Annotated in this window: 23 protein-coding genes and 1 riboswitch; of the genes, 5 read left to right on the plus strand and 18 right to left on the minus strand. The window is 37.1% G+C overall.

The window, feature by feature from the left end:
* Position 1 precedes the first annotated feature (1 nt).
* Entirely contained in the window at positions 2–538 is a 537-nt protein-coding gene (locus IGJ76_RS10330; protein WP_067482553.1) for a folate family ECF transporter S component, read from the minus strand.
* A 36-nt stretch (positions 539–574) separates the two neighbouring features.
* A riboswitch (THF riboswitch) is annotated at positions 575–678 on the minus strand.
* A 157-nt stretch (positions 679–835) separates the two neighbouring features.
* On the minus strand, positions 836–1,267 hold the full coding sequence (locus tag IGJ76_RS10335) for a methylglyoxal synthase (RefSeq protein ID WP_067482555.1): 432 nt from the start codon (positions 1,265–1,267) through the stop codon (positions 836–838).
* 204 nt (positions 1,268–1,471) lie between these two features.
* On the opposite strand from IGJ76_RS10335, the gene IGJ76_RS10340 reads away from it, so the two are divergent.
* Entirely contained in the window at positions 1,472–2,581 is a 1,110-nt protein-coding gene (locus IGJ76_RS10340; RefSeq protein WP_067482557.1) for an ABC transporter ATP-binding protein, read from the plus strand.
* 282 nt (positions 2,582–2,863) lie between these two features.
* Here IGJ76_RS10340 and IGJ76_RS10345 read toward each other — a convergent pair whose 3' ends face one another.
* The 7 genes from IGJ76_RS10345 to IGJ76_RS10375 form a co-directional block, all read right to left on the minus strand.
* Positions 2,864–3,376: a hypothetical protein gene (locus tag IGJ76_RS10345; protein ID WP_067482559.1), complete on the minus strand. Its 513-nt coding sequence runs from the start codon at positions 3,374–3,376 to the stop codon at positions 2,864–2,866.
* Positions 3,377–3,393: 17 nt separating this feature from the next.
* Positions 3,394–4,134 (minus strand): helix-turn-helix domain-containing protein, encoded by a 741-nt coding sequence (locus IGJ76_RS10350; protein WP_067482561.1) that lies wholly within the window; start codon positions 4,132–4,134, stop codon positions 3,394–3,396.
* 815 nt (positions 4,135–4,949) lie between these two features.
* Positions 4,950–5,558 (minus strand): hypothetical protein, encoded by a 609-nt coding sequence (locus IGJ76_RS10355; RefSeq protein WP_067482563.1) that lies wholly within the window; start codon positions 5,556–5,558, stop codon positions 4,950–4,952.
* A gap of 428 nt (positions 5,559–5,986) precedes the next feature.
* On the minus strand, positions 5,987–6,874 hold the full coding sequence (gene rsmA, locus IGJ76_RS10360) for a 16S rRNA (adenine(1518)-N(6)/adenine(1519)-N(6))-dimethyltransferase RsmA (protein WP_075491678.1): 888 nt from the start codon (positions 6,872–6,874) through the stop codon (positions 5,987–5,989).
* Positions 6,867–7,430, minus strand: coding sequence for a ribonuclease M5 (rnmV, locus tag IGJ76_RS10365; protein ID WP_067482567.1), 564 nt, complete (start codon positions 7,428–7,430; stop codon positions 6,867–6,869). Before rnmV ends, rsmA begins: the two co-directional genes overlap by 8 nt.
* Positions 7,427–8,200: a TatD family hydrolase gene (locus tag IGJ76_RS10370; RefSeq protein ID WP_086270735.1), complete on the minus strand. Its 774-nt coding sequence runs from the start codon at positions 8,198–8,200 to the stop codon at positions 7,427–7,429. The genes rnmV and IGJ76_RS10370 overlap by 4 nt, the downstream gene beginning before the upstream one ends.
* Positions 8,201–8,503: 303 nt before the next feature.
* Positions 8,504–9,814, minus strand: a complete 1,311-nt coding sequence (locus IGJ76_RS10375) for an APC family permease (RefSeq protein ID WP_430596602.1) — start codon at positions 9,812–9,814, stop codon at positions 8,504–8,506.
* A 176-nt stretch (positions 9,815–9,990) separates the two neighbouring features.
* On the opposite strand from IGJ76_RS10375, the gene IGJ76_RS10380 reads away from it, so the two are divergent.
* Complete coding sequence (locus IGJ76_RS10380) at positions 9,991–10,575, plus strand: hypothetical protein (RefSeq protein ID WP_368027095.1); 585 nt, start codon at positions 9,991–9,993, stop codon at positions 10,573–10,575.
* Positions 10,576–10,638: 63 nt separating this feature from the next.
* Here IGJ76_RS10380 and metG read toward each other — a convergent pair whose 3' ends face one another.
* The gene (gene metG, locus IGJ76_RS10385; RefSeq protein WP_067482575.1) at positions 10,639–12,648 is read right to left on the minus strand and encodes a methionine--tRNA ligase; all 2,010 of its coding nucleotides are present in this window, start codon (positions 12,646–12,648) and stop codon (positions 10,639–10,641) included.
* 259 nt (positions 12,649–12,907) lie between these two features.
* Here metG and IGJ76_RS10390 point away from each other — a divergent pair, with 259 nt between their 5' ends.
* Positions 12,908–13,186: a hypothetical protein gene (locus IGJ76_RS10390; protein ID WP_067482577.1), complete on the plus strand. Its 279-nt coding sequence runs from the start codon at positions 12,908–12,910 to the stop codon at positions 13,184–13,186.
* A 93-nt stretch (positions 13,187–13,279) separates the two neighbouring features.
* Positions 13,280–14,113, plus strand: coding sequence for an NUDIX domain-containing protein (locus IGJ76_RS10395; protein ID WP_067482579.1), 834 nt, complete (start codon positions 13,280–13,282; stop codon positions 14,111–14,113).
* A gap of 172 nt (positions 14,114–14,285) precedes the next feature.
* Here IGJ76_RS10395 and IGJ76_RS10400 read toward each other — a convergent pair whose 3' ends face one another.
* The 5 genes from IGJ76_RS10400 to opp3b are packed head-to-tail and all read right to left on the minus strand — an operon-like array spanning position 14,286 to position 19,305.
* Complete coding sequence (locus IGJ76_RS10400) at positions 14,286–15,296, minus strand: RNA-guided endonuclease TnpB family protein (protein WP_067482581.1); 1,011 nt, start codon at positions 15,294–15,296, stop codon at positions 14,286–14,288.
* Between the two features lie 13 nt (positions 15,297–15,309).
* The gene (locus tag IGJ76_RS10405) at positions 15,310–16,263 is read right to left on the minus strand and encodes an ABC transporter ATP-binding protein (protein WP_067482583.1); all 954 of its coding nucleotides are present in this window, start codon (positions 16,261–16,263) and stop codon (positions 15,310–15,312) included.
* Entirely contained in the window at positions 16,238–17,314 is a 1,077-nt protein-coding gene (locus IGJ76_RS10410; protein ID WP_067482585.1) for an ABC transporter ATP-binding protein, read from the minus strand. Before IGJ76_RS10410 ends, IGJ76_RS10405 begins: the two co-directional genes overlap by 26 nt.
* 5 nt (positions 17,315–17,319) lie before the next feature.
* A complete protein-coding gene (locus tag IGJ76_RS10415; protein ID WP_067482587.1) occupies positions 17,320–18,363 on the minus strand; it encodes an ABC transporter permease in 1,044 nt (347 codons plus the stop codon).
* Positions 18,364–19,305, minus strand: a complete 942-nt coding sequence (gene opp3b, locus IGJ76_RS10420) for an oligopeptide ABC transporter permease (protein WP_067482589.1) — start codon at positions 19,303–19,305, stop codon at positions 18,364–18,366.
* A gap of 84 nt (positions 19,306–19,389) precedes the next feature.
* On the opposite strand from opp3b, the gene IGJ76_RS10425 reads away from it, so the two are divergent.
* The gene (locus tag IGJ76_RS10425; protein WP_067482591.1) at positions 19,390–19,734 is read left to right on the plus strand and encodes a DUF3899 domain-containing protein; all 345 of its coding nucleotides are present in this window, start codon (positions 19,390–19,392) and stop codon (positions 19,732–19,734) included.
* An 83-nt stretch (positions 19,735–19,817) separates the two neighbouring features.
* On the opposite strand, the gene IGJ76_RS10430 is transcribed toward IGJ76_RS10425, so the two are convergent.
* From IGJ76_RS10430 to rlmN, 3 genes are all read right to left on the minus strand, one after another.
* Positions 19,818–21,482 carry a peptide ABC transporter substrate-binding protein gene (locus IGJ76_RS10430; protein ID WP_067482593.1) on the minus strand — a complete coding sequence of 555 codons (1,665 nt, stop codon included), beginning with the start codon at positions 21,480–21,482 and terminating at the stop codon, positions 19,818–19,820.
* 321 nt (positions 21,483–21,803) lie between these two features.
* On the minus strand, positions 21,804–22,349 hold the full coding sequence (gene aac(6') / locus IGJ76_RS10435; protein ID WP_067482595.1) for an aminoglycoside N-acetyltransferase AAC(6')-Ii: 546 nt from the start codon (positions 22,347–22,349) through the stop codon (positions 21,804–21,806).
* A gap of 145 nt (positions 22,350–22,494) precedes the next feature.
* Entirely contained in the window at positions 22,495–23,571 is a 1,077-nt protein-coding gene (rlmN, locus tag IGJ76_RS10440) for a 23S rRNA (adenine(2503)-C(2))-methyltransferase RlmN (protein WP_067482596.1), read from the minus strand.
* Between the last annotated feature and the right edge of the window lie 22 nt (positions 23,572–23,593).

Here is a 23,593-nt window from a genome sequence, read left to right on the forward strand (position 1 = left end):
TTTATTTCGTGCGAACTGTTAGACTTTGCAAAATCTTTTTATAAGGAATACTTCGTCCAACATAGTAAATTGCAATTGATTGAAGCGGGATCCAAATAACTGTTTTCAACAATCGTGGTGCCCAAACGACCCAACTAAACAGTGGGACATGATACATCAAAGCTAGCCAAAGTGGCGTCAAAATCAAATTGATAATCAACGTGACACTCAGTGTTGCTAAGATAGCATTTTTCCAAGTAATTTCTTTTCTATAGAAAAAGAAGCCGTAAATCGCACCTTCGATAAAAGCATTCAAGGTAAACCCAATAAAGAATGCTGATTTTGAAAATAATGCCATTCCGACAAGGTCAGCTAACACTGATCCAATACCAGACCAAAAAGGACCAAATAAAATCCCCATGATGACCTGTGGAATAAATGTTACACTGAGTTTGATAAAAGGTGTTTCGATAGATATTAGTCGTGATAAAGTAACCATTAAGGCAATCAACAGCCCCATGATCGCTATCATCCGTGCGTCTAATCGATTTTTTTTCATTTTAGCATCTCCTTTAAGAGCTGCTACACAATAATATGCAGCGAATGCGAAAATAAAACCGCGAATAAGTTCCCTTATCCTTCGTCCAGGTGGCAACATCCCATCCTCCCAGCACTTAACGCTTTATTTCCTACTCTGATTTTATTTTGGGAAACAATTCCCTCACAAAATATAACATAATTATCATTGACTAGCAAACAGGAAAACTGAATGTTACTATGATTTCCGTCTTTTATGTTCGCTATTCAACAACTTCCATTAGTATTTATTCATATTATTGGATAAAATACCGAAAATTCATTCATGTTCCGTTGAAATCGCTTCTTTTTCCATTTCATGAACGACCGTCCGAAAATCTAAATATCCTGCTGCTAATCCACGCAGTAAAACTTCAGCTGTGCCAATATTGGTGGCCAAAGGAATCTCGTATACATCTGATAAACGAATCAACGCTGTTACGTCTGGTTCGTGTGGCTGCGCTGCCAGTGGATCTCTCAAGAAAATGACTAAATCAATTTCGTCTTCCGAGATCATTGCCCCAATTTGTTGGTCGCCTCCCAACGGACCTGATTTAAAACGATGAACTGGCAAATTAGTTGCCTCTTGAATTCGTAAACCTGTCGTCCCAGTTGCATAAAGCTCGTGTTTCGCTAAAATCGTTTGATAAGCTGTCGCTAATTTAATCATCAATGGTTTCTTTCGATCATGTGCAATCAAAGCAATTTTCATCAGTCACACTTCCTTTCTTTTCTTTAGTGTAACAAACTTAGGAAACCGTTTAAATTTTTTGTTACCATTTTTTTGATTTTCTTTGCTTCTTCGTCACTCTGACCAAAAAACAGACAAATTCTTGTTCATTCTGCCGTTGTTATAGGTTAGCGCTTTCATTTATACTTTAGTCAAATAAAACTTATAGAAAGTGTGGAATTTACTATGGTAGAAATGGCGTTGACACATGTTTATAAAAAATACGATAATGCAGAAAATTATTCAGTTACTGATTTTAATCTAAATATTCAAGATCGTGAATTTATTGTTTTTGTTGGACCATCTGGATGTGGGAAATCAACTACTTTACGTATGATTGCTGGTTTAGAAGATATTACGGAAGGCGAATTAAAAATTGGCGAAAAAGTCATGAATGATGTAGCTCCAAAAGATCGTGATATCGCAATGGTTTTCCAAAACTACGCTCTTTATCCTCATATGACTGTTTTTGATAATATGGCATTTGGTTTGAAATTGAGAAAATATGACAAAGCTGAAATCAAAAATCGGGTTGAAAATGCGGCAGAAATTTTAGGTCTAACCGAATACCTATCTCGTAAACCAGCTGCATTATCTGGTGGACAACGTCAACGTGTTGCTTTAGGTCGTGCAATCGTTCGTGATGCCAAAGTCTTCTTGATGGATGAACCTTTATCAAACTTAGATGCTAAATTACGTGTAGCAATGCGTGCAGAAATTGCTAAATTACACCAACGTTTAGAAACAACAACAATCTACGTTACCCATGACCAAACAGAAGCGATGACAATGGCAGATCGAATCGTTATTATGAAAGACGGATTTATTCAACAAATTGGTTCACCAAAAGAAGTTTATGACACACCAGTGAATGTTTTCGTTGCTGGATTTATTGGTTCACCTGCAATGAACTTCTTCAATGTAACGCTAAATGACGGTGTGATTACTGATGGTCACGGATTAAGACTTCGCATTCCAGAAGGAAAAAATAAAATCTTAGTAGAAAAAGGCTACAACGGCAAAGAAGTCATCTTCGGTATTCGTCCTGAAGACATCCATAGCGAACAAATTGCTTTAGATGCTTCACCAGAAGCAGTCGTTCATTCTGAAGTTGTGGTTTCAGAATTACTAGGTGCAGAAACAATGCTTTACACAAAAACTGGCTCAACTGAATTTATTTCAAAAGTCGATGCACGTGATTTCCACAAACCAGGCGAGATGATTGACCTTGCTTTCAATATCAATAAAGGACATTTCTTCGATAAAGAAACAGAAGATGTGATTACTTTACCTTAATTTTAATTGATGCCCCCTTTTTAAGAGCTGTACCGCAACCAACGGTGCAGTTCTTTTTTTTGCAATACTAGGGCCTTGTTCGATTACAAAAAAAGATAAAAGAGCTTGGGACAAACGCGTTCAGCTCTAAAAAAGAAAAACAGTTTGGAAATAGCTCTGCCTATTTTTGAAATTATTCGGCTTGTTTTTCGAGAAATTTACTTTTTGAACATCATTTGTTCGTAAAAAAGTGTCTGGAACATTCATCAAAATGATGATGTTCCAGACACTCGTTTGCTTATTTTAAAACATCATATTCATTCCATAATTCATGGCACTGGAAGATAAGTTAGTTAATCCAAAATAATAAGTCGCTGTGGCTGACGTTGTATGACTAATTGAAGCCGGTGTCCCGTACACTTCCCAATATTGAATTTGCGCACCATTTTGAGTTATAACCATAGCCCTTGGACTCCAATCACTATTATGATTAGTAGTTAGGTAAGTATATGGGGTATTTCCTGCAATCGTAAAGCTGTAGCCAGTTGACTTACCACTTAAAAGCTGTACATCATGATAGATAAAAGGCGTTACACCTGGGATTTCTTTATCTAGTAAGACGAGCTTATTCTCATTAATCACATATCTACCTTCAGAAGTCGTACAAAGAATGTCAGTCAAGTCAGACTCACGCTCATCTATGTAAATTTTCCCCAGTTCTGGTGCCACATCGTTAGTAATTTCAGCAGCTTGTGCTGGCTGACCAAACAATAACATTCCAAACGTAACTAAGCCCAGACAAACAAATTTTTTCATTTCTAAACACTCCTTTTTTATTTTTCCCAAATCACCCGTTGCTCTTTTGCTGTACTTGGGGGATCTGCGGTATTATCGTCAATCAAGATAATCTTTTTAGGAATATCCATGTACTCGGTATCCCTCACATACTGTGCAGCGACAAAACTCAATTTTGGAAAATAGTTGGTCGGAAAAGGTTCACCTTTATACACTTTATTTTGTGAAAGATTAATATACGCAGTCCCTGTATTATTATCAAAATAAAAACCCCATCCCGGTTCTTTCCAGCCTTCACGTAATTTTACATTTGCAGTTATTTCAGGAACTTGGTATTTATTATCTTTACCGTAAGGGATTTCTTTGACCGTAACATCCATGATATCCGTCAAAGGAATAATATACTCGACCGGTTCTTTTTGTACTTTTTCTTTTTTTGTACTCTGATTCGCCGTATTCAGAAAAAATAAGCCAATCAACAGTGCGCAGATGAAGCAAACCAAAAAGCCAAATCCAAAATATTTTTGTTTCTGATTCAAAGAACCCATTGTTTTTATTGTCTGATTGTTGTCAATTGTCTCTTCTTCATCTTTAATTAAATAATCGACTGTTACTCCATATAATTTACTTAAAGTAATCAGGAAAGAAAGATCAGGATATGTTCTCGACACTTCCCAGCTTGAAACAGTGGAGCGTGCAACATTCAATATTTTGGCAATATCTTCTTGCGTATACTCATTCTTTAGACGTTCTTCTTTCAGTTTGTCTCCTAGACTCATTTTTGTTCCCTCCATTAAATAGTTGTCTCAATCAGACTAACGGAAGTTGTTAACCAAGTTAAGACAAAATTCATAGCTAGTAGGCTTGCTACAAAACATATCGTAGCCATTTGGTGCTTTTTTACATAGCAAACGAACTAAATGACTAATCAGGAAGATAATTGAGCATATAAATAACAATATTATATAGCCATTAAACAACAATATGTACGCCAACCACGCCAAATAAAAGTTATTTTTATTCCAACCACCTCTTTATTCAATCGTACGATTTTATTTATCAGGCACCTTCAGTTACACTATGCCACAAAAAGAGAGCGCTTTCAATAAGTTTTTTTATTATTTTTAATTTTGGGTACGCATCTTAGACTTTCTATTTTAAAATTTGTTTTTTTTAGAAAAAATATTTTTCGAAAATTCATTTTAAAAGAACAATCAAAAATATTTTTCCATTAAATCGCTCACTTTTTTTGGCAGCTCTTTTCTAGATGCCATAAGCTAATTGATTGCTAATGCAAAAAAGGAAGTGCTCTTGCATTCTTCAAGTTGTAAACAAAGCTTAGCTAATAGTGAACTTTCTTTTTTCTTACTAATTTTCTTATTCAATCCCAAATGACAGCATTTTACAATTGATGAATCAAAAGATTTTAGCGCAAATGATTTTACAACTATTTTTTCTCACTTACTAGCCAAACGTGTTAAACAAAAATAGGTAACCTAAAACAAAATCTGTTTTAGGTTACCTATTTTTTACTAATGTATTTGAAAAATTCAACAATAACTAAATCTAATCAATTTTTCTCATTCAATTATTTTTAGCCAAGCTTCTCCATCTTCCTCGCCTGTTCTTTCGCTGCAGTAAATACAGGAATATCAAAATATTTGCTTAACGTGCCCGCAACAAAGTAAGCAATATTGTAGTCAACCAAACTGTGAATCAATCCACCGATTCCCATCAAAATAAATACTGTGTAGAAATAACCTTCTGAATAATACGTATCAGGCATATTACCCATAAAGTAAAAAGCACTCACAACCAACATTTCGGCAATTGAATGGATAACCCCAATGACAAAATTAAAGCCTTGAAATTTCCAGTTTGCTAGCGTAAATTTTCCATCCTTCAAGACGATTCCAGGTTTCTTTTGCAAATACCAAGCACCAACTACTGCAAAAATAATGTGTGACAATGCTCTTAATGCAATAATGACTGGTGTCGATAAAAAGAACCCAAACGTTGTTCCTAAAGCGACAGCAACAGCTACCCCTGGTGAAAAAAACATTGCTAAGAATAATGGCACATGCGAAGCTAAGGTAAAAGATGCTGGTGGAATCATGATTTTTGGCATAACTAAAGGAATGATGATTCCCATCCCAATCAGCAGTGCAGAAATAGTTAAGTGACGAACAGAATTTTTTTTCATTTTTTCTCTCCTTATGTGTCTTGACACATTGATGTTGTTTATTGTACTGATATTCCATGTATCTGTCAAGACACTTAAAGAAGTTGCCAACAATCTTCGACAAATTCTTTTTTTACTCACTTAGTTGGATCGTATAAATGTTTTTCAAATTGGATATGTCTGTCAGCTCATCAATTTTATTATAGAGCTATCAAGTCATTCTTCTTTTCCAATTAAAATAATTGTGTTGCTAACTTACTTCAAAAGCATCCTTTCGTCATTCGAAAGATGATTTAGAAAGTGACTTAGTTGTGCTGCTTTTTTCATCCTATCCCTATTATAAGTAGGCATTTTCCTCCAAATTTTATCCTACTTGATAAAAAAATCACAGAAAAACGCGAGCATCCTGCTCCGCTTTTCTGTGATAACTATTTTTTGAACAATACTTCTTACCCTTGTTTATTCGCCATCATCGCATTGCTTAATGCAGCAAATTCTTCTAATGACAGTGTTTCCCCACGACGTTTTGGATCAATTCCTGCATCAGCTAAACTTTGAGTCAACCACGCTTTGGTTGCTTCGTCTTTTCCATAAGCGTGTTGCAAATTGTTCCATAATGTTTTGCGACGCAATTGGAATGAGGCTTTCGTCAAACGGAAAAATTCTTTTTCATCCGTGACTTCAACAGCTGGTTCTTCTCTGCGTGTCAATTTTAAAATCGCTGAATCAACGTTTGGTTGTGGTACAAAAACTGTTTTAGGAACGATAAATGCTAAGGACGCATCCATATGATATTGCACGGCAATTGAAAGTGAGCCGTAAGCTTTGGTACCAGGCTTTGCAGAAATTCGATCTGCAACTTCTTTTTGCATCATAACAACCATTTCATCCACACGTACGTCCGATTCAAGAAAGTGCATCATGATTGGCGTTGTAATGTAATAGGGAAGATTTGCGACCACTTTTAATGGTAAATCTTCTGTAAAATATTCTTTGACAGCAGTAGCCAAGTCCGTTTTTAAAATATCTTGGTGAACAACCTTAACATTTTGATAACGGTGAAGTGTATCTGCTAATACTGGAATCAAACGATCATCGATTTCAAATGCGACGACTTGATTTCCATTCATGGCTAATTGTTCAGTCAGTGCGCCAATTCCTGGCCCTACTTCAATTACATTTGTTTCATGGTTGATCTCAGCTGTTTCAACGATTTTTCGTAGAATGTTAGGCTCTGTTAAAAAATTTTGTCCTAAACTTTTTTTAAATTGAAATCCATGTTCTTTCAAGATTTCTTTTGTTCGAGAGGGTGTTGCGATCTCACGATATTCAGTCATGTTTTGCCTCCACTTTTTTCATTGCTTGTGTCAATTCTTCTGGTGTAATGCGAAACATTTTCAAGCGTTTCGCTAATTGTTTGCCATTGGTGTAACCAATCCTAAGTTCATCCCCAAGTTTTTCTCTTTTTTCTTTGGCTTGTGCTCCCGCTATTAAACCATAGTCCAAAAGCATCTGTCTAGGGATTTCGTCAAACTCTTCCTCGCTAGGTGTCACAACTTTCTTCAATGCTTCAAGAATGGCTTCATTGCTTGCGTGTTCAACACCTAAGCTACCCTTTTTCTTTGGCTGAGCTTGCTTTCGAGGTAAGAAGGCATGTTTCGCTTGTGGTACGACTTCCATAATTGTTTTACGAATTTTTTCGCCTGAAAAATCTGGGTCTGTAAAAACAATCACCCCTCTTGTTTCTTGTGCATGCTCGATCTGCATCAAAATCGCTTCGTTAATTGCTGAACCAATTGTTTCAATCGTATCGACATTCACGACTTCTTGCAATCGTCTGGTATCGTCTTTTCCTTCAACGACTACAATTTCTTCAATAGTCAATTTACTCATTTTTCTGAAATCCCAAATAAGCGATGTGCATTGTGCCATGTGTGTGTAGCAATTTCTTCAAAAGGTACTTGGCGAAGTTCCGCAATTTTTTCAACCGTATAGCGAGTATACCCAGGTTCATTTCGCTTACCACGATAAGGTACCGGCGCAAGGTAAGGGGCATCCGTTTCTACCAACATCTTATCGAAAGGAACATTCGTTGCAGCTTCTTGGACGTCTAAAGCTTTTTTGAATGTCACAACACCACTAAAGGAAATATGCATACCCAGATCAAGAAAGCGCTGTGCCCACTCATAGTCACCACTAAAACTATGCATGATTCCACCAATATTGTGGACTTTTTCTTCTTTTAAAATCTGATACGTATCTTCTATCGCATCACGCGTATGGATGCTAATTGGTAAATTCATTTCTTTGGCAATCGCAATTTGACGACGAAAAATTTTTGCTTGAACTTCCTTTGGATCTTCCATCCAATAATAATCCAAACCAATTTCTCCTAATGCCACAACCTTAGGTAACGTCAATCGTTCTTGTAATTGTTGTTCAACTTCTTTGGTATAGCTACCAGCCTCAGTTGGATGCCAGCCAATGATACTATAAATATTTGGGTAGTCTTGACTAAGCTGTAAGGATTTTTCAATCGTTGGTTGATCAAAGCCAACCACAGCCATCTTTGTCACGCCCAGCTCTTTAGCACGCTCAATTGTTTCGGGAATGTCTTCATTAAATTGTTCCGCATTTAAGTGAGTATGAGAATCAAATATCATTCAAATCGCTCCTTTTCTTTCCTACTTTAGCACATAAACGGTTGAGACAGAAGTGGGACGGAAAAAAAGATTGTGAGAGTTTCAGAACTTCAAGTTTCTCATTCTAGCAAACAAGAAATTCTTTTTAGAAATCACTGCTTTTTATTTTATTTTTTCAGGAAACTACTTGATGAACAACAATTCATTTTCAAGTTATTTTGTTACGAATAAACTGAAGAAATGTGCTAAAAAAACCATCTTTAAGCTTAGCAATGCGTTAGACAAGTAAAAAAGAGATTGAGTAAGCCCCAATCTCTTTTTTATTTATTTCTTATTTTTATATAAGTAAACTGGGATTCCTAATAACGTCACACCAATCCCAATCATCGCAAGTGATGTCTGCGTTAAGATTGTCATTCCTAAGATAAAAATTGCGCCAATAATCGCAATTAGCGGAATCACCGGATAAAGCGGCACTTTGTAAGGACGATTCATCTCTGGCGCTTTCTTGCGTAAAACAAAAACAGCGATAAATATCAGTAAACTAAACAGCCACATCACAAAAATTAACATATCTGTCAGAAAATCAAATGAACCCATCGTCATCATGATACAGGCAATCACCAACTGAAACATTGCTGGCACGTAAGGAACTGTGAATTTCTTTGATAATTTTGTTAACTGATTACTGAATGGTAGTTCATTTTCTAAGGCCATCGCATAAGGAACACGAATTCCAGTCAACGTGTAGCCATTCAGCGCGCCATAAACAGAAATCAGAATACCAATCGTAACTAACTTTCCACCAAATGAACCAAAAATCACTGCTGAAGCATCCGATGCTGCGTTCAAGTTTCCAGCAATTCCTTCGATTGGTAAAGTCTTCAAGAAAACAAAGTTAATCAACAAATAGACCACTGTCACAAAACTTAATCCTAAAATAATTGCTTTAGGCAAATCTTTTTCTGGCTTTTTCATTTCACCAGCAATTGCGCCGACACCTAGCCAACCATCATACGCAAACAAAGTAGCCAGTAACGCACTACTCAATCCTTCCATAAAGGAAACATCTTTACCCGCTTCAATTGGAAAGAGCTGAACCGTACCAGATTCGGGAACCATTAACCCCCAAACAACAATTACTGCAATCGGGATCAATTTGATAATAAGTGTAGCAGATTGAACAGTTGCACCAACTTTTGTCCCCAATAAATTCAATCCAGTTACTGACAAAGCAGTCACAGCTGCAATCAATACCAGATAATCAGTGGATAACTGAAAGAGATTCGTCAACTGTGTTGCAAAAATAATTGAAAGAGCCGCAATGTTTGCTGGAAAATAAATCAGACTTTGCGCCCAACCTAATAAGAAACTTGGTAATTTTCCATACGCAGCCTCTATGTATTTAACTGCTCCACCTGTTTCTGGAATTGCTGTGGCTAATTCTGCAACAGTCAACCCGGCACAAATGGTCAAAAGGCCACCCAATAACCATACAAAAAGTGTTAAACTCGGTGATTGTGTGCTAGCAGTTACTGAAGCGGTCTTAAAAAAAACTCCTGCTCCAATAACAGTTCCCATAACTGTTGCTAATGCGCCAAACAAATTAATTTCACGTTTTAATTTATTTCCCATTCCTCATCCTCTTTCCTATTTTTATTAATATAATTGCTAGTATAACCGAGTTTTTTCCCCTTGGCTACGCACAAATCTAATAAAGGGTTTTCAAAAACATCCCCCTTAAGTCGGATGTTTTTTCTTTCCTTTTTGATTACAATTTAGCCAGTTTCTATTTAAAGGAGGTTTTGCTTTTGGACTTTCAACGTTCACATCCAAAATTAGCAAATTTTCTCACAGATCATGTTTCAGTTACACGAAAAGAACAACGACAGTCGCGCTGGCATTGGGCCACGCTGATTCTTTTTGGTCTTTTGACCATCGCTTCGTTTAGTCAACAGCTCCTTTTACTCACTGGTCTAGTAATTTTAGTCGCGTTATTCAGAGGACCCGGTTTGATTCTATGGAGCATCGTCTATTCTTTTTTAGTTAGTCTTTTCCCACCGCTAGGAATTATTTTATCTGCAATTTTCTTTTTGCTTAACATTGGAACCTTTACTAAAAATTGGCGTGTCACCTTGGTTGGCATCTATTTTTACCTTTATCCTGTTTTTGTCATGAGCTTACGTTATTTCAAATGGGATAATCAATGGTTTCTCGCCGGTTCGTTAATTATTGGTTTGTGCTTACTTCACTTGATGTTAAGGAGCCTCTACCAACGATATGGCATTGGACGAACAATTTCTTGGTACATCTTTGCGATTCCTTTCACCGTTTTAAGTGCGTTGCTACCTACTCGCTTGAAAAAACGATTGAAAAGATTTCCTTCATTAAAGTGATACAAAATCATTTATATGTAAATAAAAAGGAATCCAATCATTACGATTGGATTCCTTTTTTATTTACGCAATTTCTGAACCATTTGGCATGCCTTTTGGCGCTTCAACTACTTGCAATGAGCCATCCGGTGCTTCTGCTGAGAGAATCATTCCTTGGCTGATTTGACCACGCATCTTACGTGGTTTTAAGTTTGCCACGATCACAAGCTTTTTGCCGATTAACTCACTTGGATCAGGATAATATTCTGCGATTCCAGATAAAATTTGACGGTCCTGACTATCCCCTGCGGCTAAACGGAATTGCAGTAATTTATCTGCACCTTCCACTTTTTGACAGCTGATTACTTCAGCAACTTTTAATTCAACTTTATCGAATACATCAAATTTGATTTGTTTTTCTTTTGAAGAAACAAATTCTGTTTCTTCTGGGTCCCACTTCACTGTGTCCTCTGTACTTTGGGTTCCTTCAGACATTTTCATTTGGATATAAGCAACTTCTTCGTCCATATCTAAACGTGGGAAAATTGGTGTACCTTTAGCAATAACTTTTGTTCCAGAAGGAAACTCACCAAAGTGTAAGCCTTCCAAGTTCATGGATTCCGCATCCAATCCCAATTGTTTGAAGATTTTGACTGGTGTTTCAGTCATGATTGGTTGCAACAGAATGGCTGCAATTCGTAATGTTTCAGCTAAATGAACCATTACGCTATCCAATTCATTTTTCTTTTCTTCGTCTTTTGCTAATACCCAAGGTTCTGTTTCATCAATGTATTTATTCGCACGAGAAATCAATACCCAAACCTCAGCTAAAGCTGTATTAAATTCCATTTTTTCCATGGCATCATGGTAACGTCCAACTACGTTTGCAGCAGTTGTTGACAGTTCACTATCAAAAGGCGTTACTAATGAAGCATAATCAGGAACAACACCCTCACAATATTTGTTGATCATCGCAACAGTGCGGTTCAATAGATTACCTAAGTCATTGGCTAAATCGTAATTTACACGAGAAATAAAATCTTCTGGTGTGAAGACACCATCAGAGCCAAATGGAACTGCACGCAATAAGTAATAACGTAATGCGTCTAAGCCATAACGTTCAACTAACATTTCAGGATAAACAACGTTTCCTTTTGATTTGGACATTTTGCCGTCTTTCATCAATAACCAACCATGTCCAAAAACTTTTTTAGGTAATGGCAAGTCTAGCGCCATTAACATAATTGGCCAATAAATTGTGTGGAAACGAACGATTTCTTTCCCAACCATATGGACATCAGCAGGCCAATATTTTTCAAACAAACTATCATCATCTGAACCATAACCTAACGCTGTAATATAGTTTGATAATGCATCAATCCAAACATATACAACGTGCTTTGGATCACGTGTCACAGGGATTCCCCAGCTAAATGTCGTTCTTGAAACAGCCAAGTCTTCTAAACCAGGTTTGATAAAGTTGTTAATCATTTCTTTCTTGCGTGATTCTGGTTGGATAAATTCAGGATGTGCTTCATAGTACTCAAGCAAACGATCCGCGTATTTACTCATGCGGAAGAAATAAGATTCTTCTTTGACTAATTCAACTTCATGTCCGCTTGGGGCTTTCCCACCAATCACGTTGCCTTCATCGTCTTTGTAAACTTCAGCTAGTTGTGTTTCTGTAAAGAATTCTTCATCAGAAACTGAATACCAGCCTTCGTATTCACCTAAATAAATATCGCCTTGTTCTAGTAAACGATCAAAGATTTTTTGAACAGCTACTTTGTGATAATCATCCGTTGTTCGAATAAATTTATCGTAACTGATATCAAGTGTTTTCCATAATTTTTTCACGTCTGCAGCCATTTTATCCACATATTCCTGTGGTTCAACACCTAGTTCTGCTGCTTTTGTTTCGATTTTTTGACCGTGCTCATCCACTCCAGTAAGATAAAACACATCAAAGCCCATCAACCGTTTGTAACGTGCAACAGCATCGCAGGCAATCGTTGTGTACGAGTTACCGATGTGCAGTTTGCCACTTGGATAATAGATTGGCGTAGTAATATAAAAAGTTTCCTTTTCTGCCACGGGGCTCCTCCTCCTTTATCGCATGATGCGAATTCGTTTCCTTGCTAGTATACCACAAAATAATCTTAATGTTAGCGAATTTTTGAAAAGGGAATTCGGTAGGATTACTCGTCTTCCTAGTTGAAAAAAAGGAAAAACTTAGAATTCTTTGTACGTTTATTAAGTTACGTTTTTTGGGAAAATTTTCCCCGCTATTTTTCCAAAAATGAATCATGTATAATAGAAGGGGAAAAACCAATGAACAAAGGTAGGAATGATTATGCAGAAAAAACACACGATTTTTATGATTAGTATCGCAGTACTGACAATTGCTCACTTATTTTTTAGTTATTTTTATATAAGGATGTATGGTTACTTTAACTTAAATGGTAACTTGAATAGTTTCCTTCTTGTTTCGAATCTCTTTCGTATCGCATTCGATTTATTTATCATTATTTGCGGGTTCTTTGCACTTCGTGAAGAAAAAATGAAGTTTTTACCTTTTTATCTACTGTTCTTTTTAGTCAATTTAGTTTTACCATTCATTTTTCATCTTTGATAACCACGAAATTTTGCGGGAAGTCCTTGGTTTTTTCCAAGAGTCTGCTACAATAAAGTAAAATGTACTTTTATCGGCAGTGGAGGTGTCAGAATGAAAGAATTTGCTTCTAAAGAAGAAGAAAAACTATATTATGAACAAGAAGCCAGCGAAGAAGATTTTTTAACTTGGTATCAAGCACAAGAACGCCCTGAATACGACAAACCTTCTTTGACTGTCGACATCGTTTTGATGTGTTACAACAAAGAAGAAGATCAGTTAAAAATTCTTTTGATTCAAAGAAAAGGGCATCCTTATCGAAACTCTTGGGCATTGCCTGGTGGCTTTGTCCAACGAGATGAGTCAACTGGTGAAAGTGTCTTACGCGAAACACAAGAAGAAACTGGAGTTATTATTTCTAAGGAAAATATCGAACAGCTTCATACATTCAGCACACCTGATCGTGATCCACGTGGCTGGGTCGTGACGGTCAGCTATCTTGCCTTTATTGGTGAAGAACCTTTGATTGCCGGAGATGACGCCAAAGAGGTTCGCTGGTTCACTTTAGAACGACAAATGAATCAAATCCACTTGACCAGTGGCGATGTCTCAATCGCACTTGATTTAGCAACTGGCCAATCAACTGGAAAAGATAAGTTAGCATTTGACCACAGTTTCATCGTGTTAAAAGCCTTTAACCGTATCGTCAATAAAATGGAACATGAGCCACAAGTCCTTCAAGTATTAGGCAAGGATTTTACAATTACTGAAGCTCGCAAAGTGTTTGCAAAATTTTTAGGAATTGATTTTAAAACAATCGACCACTCAAATTTTAAAAAGGCAATGTTGCAATATTTTGACGAAATCGGTGAACGCCCCGTTGGAATCGGTCGTCCATCAAAAATCTATCAATTAAAACCTGAACACCATCCAAAAATGGAAAATTAATCGGTAAAAACCAAGGACTGTAACACAAAATCATTGCTGATTTATGTTACAGTCCTTGGTTTTTGGTTTCTCATAATTAGTGAGCTTTCTCTTTAAGCGAAAAGAAAATTCCTAGAAACAAAAGTTTTAAAAACTTTTTATTAGCAAGGCGAACTCTGGCGCTCCTACCAGTTTAGACATCAAAAAGTAATTGTTTCCCAATTCGTTCCAACAGCCGACTCTTTTCTTGTGCAGAATGACTGTGGATATCTTGTGTATTAATCAAAATAAAAGTTTTTTGATACCATTCTGCTTTATACCTCAATTTGGTCAACAGTTTGTGCCAGTCTTGCACTGAAAAATCAGAAGCAAGCTTTTCATCTGGTAATGATTCAATAAACAAATAATCAAATTTATTCACCAGAATAGCAGAAAGCTGTTCTAAGTAGTCTTCCCGTTGATATTTTTGTTTTTGATACAGATTCAGCACTTTTCTTTTTTGTTTTTGATAATTTTTTGCTCGTTCTAAAGCCTTTTTTCGTTGTTGAGCTGCTTTTGCTCGAATACTCAATTTTCTTTCTGCTACAGCGATTTTTTGATTTGTCACCAAAAGTTTAGGTGCAACAACCTCAATTTTCTGCGAAGTTTCGACTAAGCCTTTGGGGCAATACGCGATTCCCACCCATTCATTGGTTTTCTGTCTTTTATTCAGCGGAACTTCACATAAAAATGAAACATAAAACTCTTCATTATATCGTGAAGAAATCGTAGCTGAACGAATTGTTCCTTCGATTGGCCGGTGGACATGCACGTTGAACAACTTTTTTTGCTTTGGTAATTTTAATTGATTTCCTTCTAAATAAATGGTGTGTCCTTGGTTATTTGTGGTATAAGATTGCCACATACTCTTCTTACTTTTCAACTTTGGAAAGCTGGCTCGTCCTTTAAAATAATTGCGAAACGCACGATCCAAATTCAACTGAGCATTGGCTAATGCCAAACTATCCGCCTCTTTTAAAAACGAATAACGTTTTTTCAAAGCAGCTGGTGTCAACGAATAATCAATCACACCTAGTTGCTTGTAAGTTTCTTGTCGTGAAAGTAATAAATGATTATAGGTGAACCGAACACAACCAAAATTTTGAATTAACCACTTTTTTTGTTCATCGGTGGGATACATCCGGAATTTAAAGGCTTTGAGCATTAGCACTTACCCCCTAGTTTGCTACGAGTAAGTTTTCTTTTTTTCGTTGCAATTTTTTCGCATAGTAGGCAACTTCTTGTTCTGTTGCGTACACAAAATGTTCTGGTGCAATTTCTCTTAATGTACGTACTTGATTATCATCTGGTTCTGGCTGGTATTTGATTCGACGGCGCTGTCTCTCATGGTCTGGATCTGGTAATGGAATAGCAGACAACAAACTTTCGGTGTATGGATGAACACCAAAGTTATAAATTTCGTCACTTGTTCCCATCTCTAACAACAAGCCATTGTGCATAACGCCAATGCGATCGCTAATGTGTTTCACCATTGATAAATCATGGGCAATAAATAAGTAAGTTAAATTCTGTTCTTCTTGTAAGTCTTGTAATAAATTTACTACTTGAGCCTGAATGGACACATCTAGTGCAGAAATAGGCTCATCACAAATAACAAAACGTGGATTGACTGCTAACGCTCGAGCAATGCCAATCCGTTGACGTTGTCCACCTGAAAATTCATGAGGATAGCGCGTTCCGTGACTCGGGTTTAACCCAACTGTTTTTAATAAATCATCGACTTTTTGCGCACGCTCCTGTGGCGACTTCGCTAAGCCGTTCACATCAATACCTTCTGCAATAATGTCACGAACTTTCATTCTCGGATTTAAGGATGCGTATGGATCTTGAAAAATCATTTGGACTTCATGACGAAATTTCGTCATTTCTTTTTTTCCTTTGATTTTTGTCACATCTTGTCCATCAAATAAAATTTCGCCACCAGTTGGCTCATTTAAACGAATGATTGTCCGACCGGTCGTCGACTTTCCACTCCCAGATTCACCAACTAATCCAAACGTTTCCCCTTCATAAATGTGAAAACTGATGTCATTAACCGCATGCACTTCATTTTTTTTGCCAATGTTGAAATATTGTTTTAGACCTTTAACCTCGAGTAGCTTTTTTTTCATCCACTATTCCCCCTTGGCTCCCTTGTTTTTCTTTAAAAATTGCCCAACGACGTTGAATTTCTTCTGGCGGCAGAACTTTTGGTGCTTGTGGTGCTAATAACCAAGTTGCTGCTTTGTGTGTTGCAGATAATTCAAAAAATGGTGGCTCTTGCTCTGCATCGATTTTCAAAGCATATTCATTACGTGGATAAAATGCGTCTCCTTTTGGTGGATTCAACAAATCTGGAGGTGAACCAGGAATCGCATAAAGCTGTTTGCTTGTACTTTCCAACGTCGGCATTGAACCAAGTAATCCCCAAGTATAAGGATGTTGTGGATTATAAAAAATTTCTTCCGAAGTTCCTACTTCGATGATTTTCCCACCATACATAACAGCCACTCGGTCAGCGACATTTGCCACTACACCAAGGTCATGGGTAATAAAAATAATTGATGTATCAATTTTTGTTTGAATTTCTTTGAGTAATTCTAAAATTTGTGCTTGGATTGTTACGTCTAACGCGGTTGTTGGTTCATCTGCAATCAAGATTTCTGGATAACAAATCAAAGCAATCGCAATCACGATCCGTTGACGCTGCCCACCTGAAAACTGATGTGGGTAGCTTTTGATTCGTTTTTCAGCTTCTGGAATCCCAACTAAATTTAGTAGGTCTAGCGCTGCTTTTTCGCCATCTTTTTTTGATACTTTATTATGTTTGCGTAAAGATTCCGCTACTTGCTTTCCAATCGTCATCGTTGGATCTAACGATGTCATTGGATCTTGGAAAATCATCGCAATTTCTTTTCCGCGAATTTTTTGCATTTCTTTTTCGGATTTGTTAACAATGTCTTCTCCTTTAAATAGGATCTGACCAGCGTCAATGTTGGCATTACTTGACAGAAGTCGCATGATACTCCGAGTTGTAACAGATTTTCCACTCCCAGATTCACCAACGATTGCCAAAGTTTCTCCTTTATTCAAGTGAAAATTAACACCGCGAATTGCTCGAACTTTACCAGCATAAGTGTCAAAAGAAATTTCTAAATCTTTCACTTCTAAAATTTTCGTCATAATTCTCACTCTTTCATTTTAGGATCGAAGGCATCACGTAATCCATCAGCTAATAAGTTAAAGCCAATCATGATAACCGATAAAGTTGCTGCCGGAATCCATAACAGATATGGCAGATATAAGAACGTTTTGTAGCCATCACTTAGCATTGTTCCTAATGAAGCAGACGGTGGTGTTAAACCTAGCCCGATGAAACTTAGGAATGCTTCGAAGAAAATAGCTGATGGGATACTAAACATCATTTGAATAATAATCACACTTGAGATATTCGGTAAGATATGTTTGAACGCGATTTTCAACTTTGATTCACCCAAAGTCAAACCAGCTAAAACATATTCTTGATCTTTCAATTTCAATGTCTGTGCACGAACAATCCGTGCCATTGGAATCCAGTTCGTGATTGCCATCGCTGCTACGATTGAAAAAATTCCTGGCTCAAATACAACCAGCATCAAAATCATTACAACTAAGTTAGGAATCCCAGATAAGATTTCCAAAAAGCGTTGCATTGCATTATCTACACGTCCACCTAAAAGACCAGAAACCAATCCATAAGCAACACCAATCGTCACGTCTAGAATAGCTGCGATAAATGCAATCAATAGAGAGATTCTCGTCCCCATAAACAAGCGACTCAGCACATCACGACCTAGGCCATCTGTTCCTAAAAGAAAGTTCACATTTGCTGGAACATTTGCCTGTGCATATTTATCGACTAACTCGCCACCAACCATCGCTTTTCCGTTTAGACCATCAATACTGATACCAGGAATACGTGGCGGTAAGTTGATATAATCAACATTTTGTGCAGTCGGATTATGCGGTGAAACAAAAATTGTCACGATTGAAATCAAAATAATCGTCGTTAGTAAGACCATTGAAACCACTGCCGCTTTATTTTTCTTCAATCGACGCCAAGAATCTTGTAAGAAATTCAGCGAAGGAGCAGAAATCTGTTCACGCTCAGCTTCGGTATTTTTTTGTAAAGGAAGAAACTCGTCTGCAGGAATCTCCGCAACTGTTTCATAGCGTTTTGGTACCATTTCCATCTATCCTCGACTCCCTTCAGAAACACGAATTCTTGGATCAACTAATCCATACAATAAATCAACGACTAAGATGACAAAAATCAACATAAATGAATAAAGAATTGTCACAGCCATGATTGTCGGATAGTCATTTGTGGTAATTGATTTAACAAATTGTTCCCCGATTCCAGGAATGGCAAAAATATTTTCAACCACTAATGAACCAGTCATCAAAGCAACTGCCAGTGGTCCTAATAAAGTCATCAATGGAATCAAACTATTTCTTAAGCCATGTTTAAAGGCAATTTCCCAACGACTTAGCCCTTTTGCTCTAGCTAATTCAACATAATCACTATGAAGAACTTCAACCATTTCGGTTCGAATAAAGCGGGCGGAATCGGCAAGCGGGGACATCGCTAAAGCGATTGTCGGTAAAATGGTATAAGCGAATCCATCCCATTTTGCGATTGGTAAAATGTGTAATTTCATTGCAAACACATATTGAAGCAATACCGCAAACACAAAGTTAGGAATCGAACGTCCTAAGATTGCAATCAAGGTTGACGAACTGTCGACCCAAGTGTTTTGCTTCATTGCGGAAATCGTTCCTAAAATCGTTCCAACAAATGTCCCAACAATAATTGCTTGTAAACCTAACTGTAAAGAAGGTCCAATTCTGCCTGCTAATAAATTAGCCACAGGTTGGTTTTTAAATTGGAAAGAAATACCAAAGTCACCTTGAAGTAGATTAGAAAGATAAATGCCATATTGAACAAGTACCGGCTTATCTAAACCTACTTGTTTATTCAACATTTCAATCGTTTCAGGACTCAAGCGTTCCTGATTGGTATAAGGTGTTCCTGGTAATAACTGCATTAAGAAAAAAGTGATGGTGGCAATCAGCCACAGCGTGATCATCATGAAGAAGACACGTTTTAAAACATATTTTATATAACTATTCACAGATGTTTCCCCCTAGCTTTTGACTTCTGACAAATGTTTCGCTACATTATTAAGTAATGAACCCACTGATAAAGGAGCAAAAAAATGAACAAAAAGTATCTTCCCTATGCCATTTCCATTTTGTTGATGGTCCTCATTTTGATAAAAAATTTTTTAACCAATCAATTAACTTTTCTACAATTATCAAATGATTCTTTCTTATGCGCGTTGCCGTTTTTGATTATCGGCGGATTTTTATGGGTTTTTTCCTCGGGTTTCTTTGATCATTTTCAACGATCGATTCACCTAGCTCGAACAAGAAACCGGAAGAAAAAACCAGAGTTCTCGCTGCTTTCATCTGCCAGCCATGGTATGTACAGCTTTTGGCTGATTATTGCCGGGATTTTACTTATTTTTTCAATTCTCTTCATGCTATTCGCTCTTTTATAATTGTTGATGAGAACAGGGTGTGTCGTTGGATCAATGACCTACCCTGTTTTTTCTCATCTTCAATTGTTAACGAATAAAAGTGGTTATTCTTCGATATATGTCCACTTGTAATCCCATGAAGCCCCAGCTGCGTGATGCACGATTCCTTTAACTTTTTCATTAACTAAATGACCTTCAGCCTTTTGGTAAACTGGTGCTACACCCATATCATCAGCAATGATTTTGTTTGCTTCTTGCAAATCATCCCAACGCGCTTTTTCATCGCCGGCATCAGTTGAAGAAGATGCTTTCACTACTTTGTCATACTCTTCATTACTCCATTGTCCACGGTTATAAGAGTTTCCTGTTACGAACAGATCAGTAAAGCTACTTGGATCTGCGTAGTCAGCACCCCAACCACCTAATACTGTGTCAAAATCACCTGATGATGAACGATCCAAACGAACAGAGAACGGTACTGGAACTGGTTTAACTTTCACACCATCTAAATTTTCTTGAATTGAGTTTTGGATATATTCAATTACTTTTTTCGTTGAGTCATCATCTGATGCCATCAACTCAAATTCGAGTGAATCAATCCCTAGCTCTTTCTTCGCTTTTTCCCAATGTTCTTTTGCTTTGTCTTTATCATAAGAAACTAAATCACCAGCTTCTTTGGCAAAGTCTTCGTTTGTATCAGGATTTTTTGTCATGTCTGCTGGAATTAAGCCAGTTGATGCAACCGAGCCATCCCCCATAACTTGTTTTACTAATGCATCGCGATTGATTGAGTAAGAAATCGCTTTTCGCAAATCAGCATTGTTGAATGGAGAGTCTTCTTCACGTTGGTTAAACTCGATATAACTTGTACGAGCTTCTTTCACAGATGTATACGCTGGATCATTTGCATTTTGTTGTGCTAACTCACCTGATAAAATAACATCATCTGCTTGACCATCTTTAAAGAGATTCAATGAAGTAGAAGATTCTTTTACTACACTGACTTTGACTTCTGATAACTTCACTTCGTCCTTATCCCAGTATTCATCATTTTTCTTGTATGTCCATTCTGTATCCGTTCCTGGACCATCAAAGTCTTCTAATGTGAATGGACCATTGTATACTGCTTTGTCACTTGCTGAAGCATAAGCATCACCGTTTTCTTCAACAACAGCTTGACTTTGCGGGAAGAAAGATGGGAAAGCGAGTAAATATTGGAAATAAGGTGTTTGTTTTGTTAGCGTGATTTCTAATTCGTGATCACCATTCGCTTTGATGCCTAACTCTGATTTATCTTTTTTACCAGCTGTGATGTCTGCTGCATTAGCAACTGGTTCAAATAGATACGCATATTCAGATGCTGTTTTTGGATCAACCGTACGTTGCCAGCCATAAACATAATCTGCTGCTGTTACCGGTTCACCGTTCGACCATTTTGCATCTTCACGTAATTTGATTTTATAAGTTAAACCATCTTCGCTGACGTCTGCCAACTCACTTGCACCTGCAGGTTGTGGTTTACTATCTTTATCAAGACGATAAATTCCTTCATATACGTTGTTCAACGCTGTAAAACTAATTGTATCTGTCGCAACAGATAAATCAGCTGTTGGCATTTCTTGAGGTACAACTAAATTAAATACGCCGCCTCCACTAGCAGAACCACTGCTTTTTGTATTACTGCTCCCTGTATCTGAGCTGCCACCATAACAGCCAGCAAGGACAAGGCCACAAACCGCAACAAAACCAAAAGTTACTTTCTTTTTCATCTTTCGTACCCCTTTTATCGGAATTTTCAGAATAATTAAATATTTCTGAAGTTGTTTAAGAGTTTAATGAATAATTATTAAAAAAGCAACTACTTTTTTCTCTTTTTTCTTAAAATAATCTCTTTAATCAGTATTTTTCGTTAGATTTTTCAGAAAATTCCCTTTATTTATAAAGAAAATAACAATTTTTTATTTTCAATAAAATAATACGCAAAAAAGATTTGATTTCTTAAAAAAAGGTTTTAATGTTCGGTTTTTGCTCAAAAAAAGAGCCGTACAAGTCATTTTCTTGCACGGCTCTTTCTCATTTTTTTCTTCTTTTTATGTGGTTGGTCTTGGCACAAGACCTTTTGCCATCCAAATATCAGGTTTATTCCAGCCATTTGCATCTGGAATCACGCCAACAATTTGATACCCCATTTTCTCATAAAACTCATAAGGATGACTTTTCAAATTTTGAATGGCTTTTGCTTTATCAAAAGTATGCTCAAATAAATTCTCATAACTTAACGTTGTTCCATGATCCAGATCATCTGTACCTAAGTACATCGTGATTCCACCTTTTGATGTTACTTCTTTTTCTAGGTATGTCACAAGTCTGGTACCAATTTGATTTCTCCTTCGAGTGCTCTCTACTACTAAGGGATGCAATTCCCAGCCTGTCAATCGGTATTGAGGAATCGCTCCAACAAAACCAATCAGCGTATCTCCATCTAAGGCAGAAACAGCAATGCGATCTGGTTCCATCAACTGGTCAACTTCTTTTGTCGCATCGGTACCATATTCTTCTGGCCAAGTTAATCTCAATAAATCTGCAAGTTGGTCTCGCAGATCGAGATCGTCACGATCGAATTCAGTAATAATCATTTGTTTCCCCCCGTTCCAACTTATTTTAGCAATGATTATGGAAAAACCCAAAGATTTCTTCTTGACGTTTAAAAAATGATCGATCATTTTAGATAAAAAAGAAGACGTGAACAAGTCACGTCTTCTAATAATAAACAGCAGTTTCTTACTTACCTGCTACTTTTTTCTCTTTCTTCATCTGCTTGCTACGCAATTGACCACAAGCTGCATCAATATCTGTCCCGTGTTCTTTACGAACGACACAGTTGACCCCATTTTTCTTCAAGACATCATAAAATTTCAAAACATCTGCCTTAGGGCTACGTGAATACTGGTCATGTTCACTTACTGGGTTGTATGGAATCAGATTGACATATGCTAATTTTTTCTTATCCTGTAACAAATCTGCTAACTGCTGTGCGTGTTCTGGCCGATCATTCACGTTGTTCAACATAATGTATTCAAACGTGATTCGACGATTCGTTTTCTCAAGGTATTCATCAACTGCTTCCATCAATTTTTCGATTGGAAAGCTTCGATTGATTCGCATGATTGACGTACGAACTTCATTATTGGGTGCATGTAAGGAGATTGCTAAGTTTACTTGCAGCCCATTATCGGCAAATTCTTTGATTTTATTTGCTAAGCCACTCGTTGACACAGTGATGTGACGTGCCCCGATTGCTAGACCTTTCGCATCGTTGATAATATGCAAGAAATCCATCACGTTATCATAGTTATCAAATGGTTCACCAATCCCCATTACAACAACGTGAGATACTCGTTCACCTTCTCCGCGTTCATCAAAATAATGTTGAACCATCATGATTTGAGCAACGATTTCTCCTGCAGTTAAATCACGATTTTTTTTCAGTAATCCGCTAGCACAGAAGGTACAGCCAATATTACAGCCAACCTGAGTTGTAACACAAACGGACAGACCATACTCTTGACGCATCAAGACAGTCTCAATCATATTCTTATCCGGTAATTCAAATAAATATTTGACTGTTCCGTCAGCTGCTTCTTGCACAACCATTTGTTTTAATGGATTAATCACAAAGTTTTCTGTTAGTTTTTCAATCAAATTTTTTGATAAATTGGTCATTTCTGAAAACGCTGTCACCCGTTTTTGATAAAGCCATTCCCAAACTTGGGCTGCACGGAATTTCTTTTCGCCATTGTTGATAAACCAATTTGTTAGTTCTTCATTCGTCAAGCCATAAATGGACGTTTTTTCCAAAATTATTTCCCTCTTTTTCTCA

The organism is Enterococcus sp. DIV0175 (genome assembly GCF_050529075.1).
GTDB classification, from domain to species: Bacteria; Bacillota; Bacilli; order Lactobacillales; family Enterococcaceae; genus Enterococcus_B; species Enterococcus_B thailandicus.

What these genes read in the sequence shown, in the direction of transcription:
- IGJ76_RS10345 (WP_067482559.1), bottom strand. Translation starts at nt 3,376, where the DNA reads ATGAAAAAATTTGTTTGTCTGGGCTTAGTTACGTTTGGAATGTTATTG.
- IGJ76_RS10425 (WP_067482591.1), top strand. Translation starts at nt 19,390, where the DNA reads ATGAACAAAAAGTATCTTCCCTATGCCATTTCCATTTTGTTGATGGTC.
- rsmA (WP_075491678.1), bottom strand. Translation starts at nt 6,874, where the DNA reads ATGACTGAATATCGTGAGATCGCAACACCCTCTCGAACAAAAGAAATC.
- IGJ76_RS10430 (WP_067482593.1), bottom strand. Translation starts at nt 21,482, where the DNA reads ATGAAAAAGAAAGTAACTTTTGGTTTTGTTGCGGTTTGTGGCCTTGTC.
- IGJ76_RS10410 (WP_067482585.1), bottom strand. Translation starts at nt 17,314, where the DNA reads ATGACGAAAATTTTAGAAGTGAAAGATTTAGAAATTTCTTTTGACACT.
- IGJ76_RS10335 (WP_067482555.1), bottom strand. Translation starts at nt 1,267, where the DNA reads ATGAAAATTGCTTTGATTGCACATGATCGAAAGAAACCATTGATGATT.
- IGJ76_RS10340 (WP_067482557.1), top strand. Translation starts at nt 1,472, where the DNA reads ATGGTAGAAATGGCGTTGACACATGTTTATAAAAAATACGATAATGCA.
- IGJ76_RS10400 (WP_067482581.1), bottom strand. Translation starts at nt 15,296, where the DNA reads ATGCTCAAAGCCTTTAAATTCCGGATGTATCCCACCGATGAACAAAAA.
- IGJ76_RS10390 (WP_067482577.1), top strand. Translation starts at nt 12,908, where the DNA reads ATGCAGAAAAAACACACGATTTTTATGATTAGTATCGCAGTACTGACA.
- IGJ76_RS10330 (WP_067482553.1), bottom strand. Translation starts at nt 538, where the DNA reads ATGAAAAAAAATCGATTAGACGCACGGATGATAGCGATCATGGGGCTG.
- IGJ76_RS10350 (WP_067482561.1), bottom strand. Translation starts at nt 4,134, where the DNA reads ATGAGTCTAGGAGACAAACTGAAAGAAGAACGTCTAAAGAATGAGTAT.
- IGJ76_RS10370 (WP_086270735.1), bottom strand. Translation starts at nt 8,200, where the DNA reads ATGATATTTGATTCTCATACTCACTTAAATGCGGAACAATTTAATGAA.
- IGJ76_RS10405 (WP_067482583.1), bottom strand. Translation starts at nt 16,263, where the DNA reads ATGAAAAAAAAGCTACTCGAGGTTAAAGGTCTAAAACAATATTTCAAC.
- IGJ76_RS10415 (WP_067482587.1), bottom strand. Translation starts at nt 18,363, where the DNA reads ATGGAAATGGTACCAAAACGCTATGAAACAGTTGCGGAGATTCCTGCA.
- IGJ76_RS10375 (WP_430596602.1), bottom strand. Translation starts at nt 9,814, where the DNA reads ATGGGAAATAAATTAAAACGTGAAATTAATTTGTTTGGCGCATTAGCA.
- IGJ76_RS10395 (WP_067482579.1), top strand. Translation starts at nt 13,280, where the DNA reads ATGAAAGAATTTGCTTCTAAAGAAGAAGAAAAACTATATTATGAACAA.
- rnmV (WP_067482567.1), bottom strand. Translation starts at nt 7,430, where the DNA reads ATGAGTAAATTGACTATTGAAGAAATTGTAGTCGTTGAAGGAAAAGAC.
- IGJ76_RS10355 (WP_067482563.1), bottom strand. Translation starts at nt 5,558, where the DNA reads ATGAAAAAAAATTCTGTTCGTCACTTAACTATTTCTGCACTGCTGATT.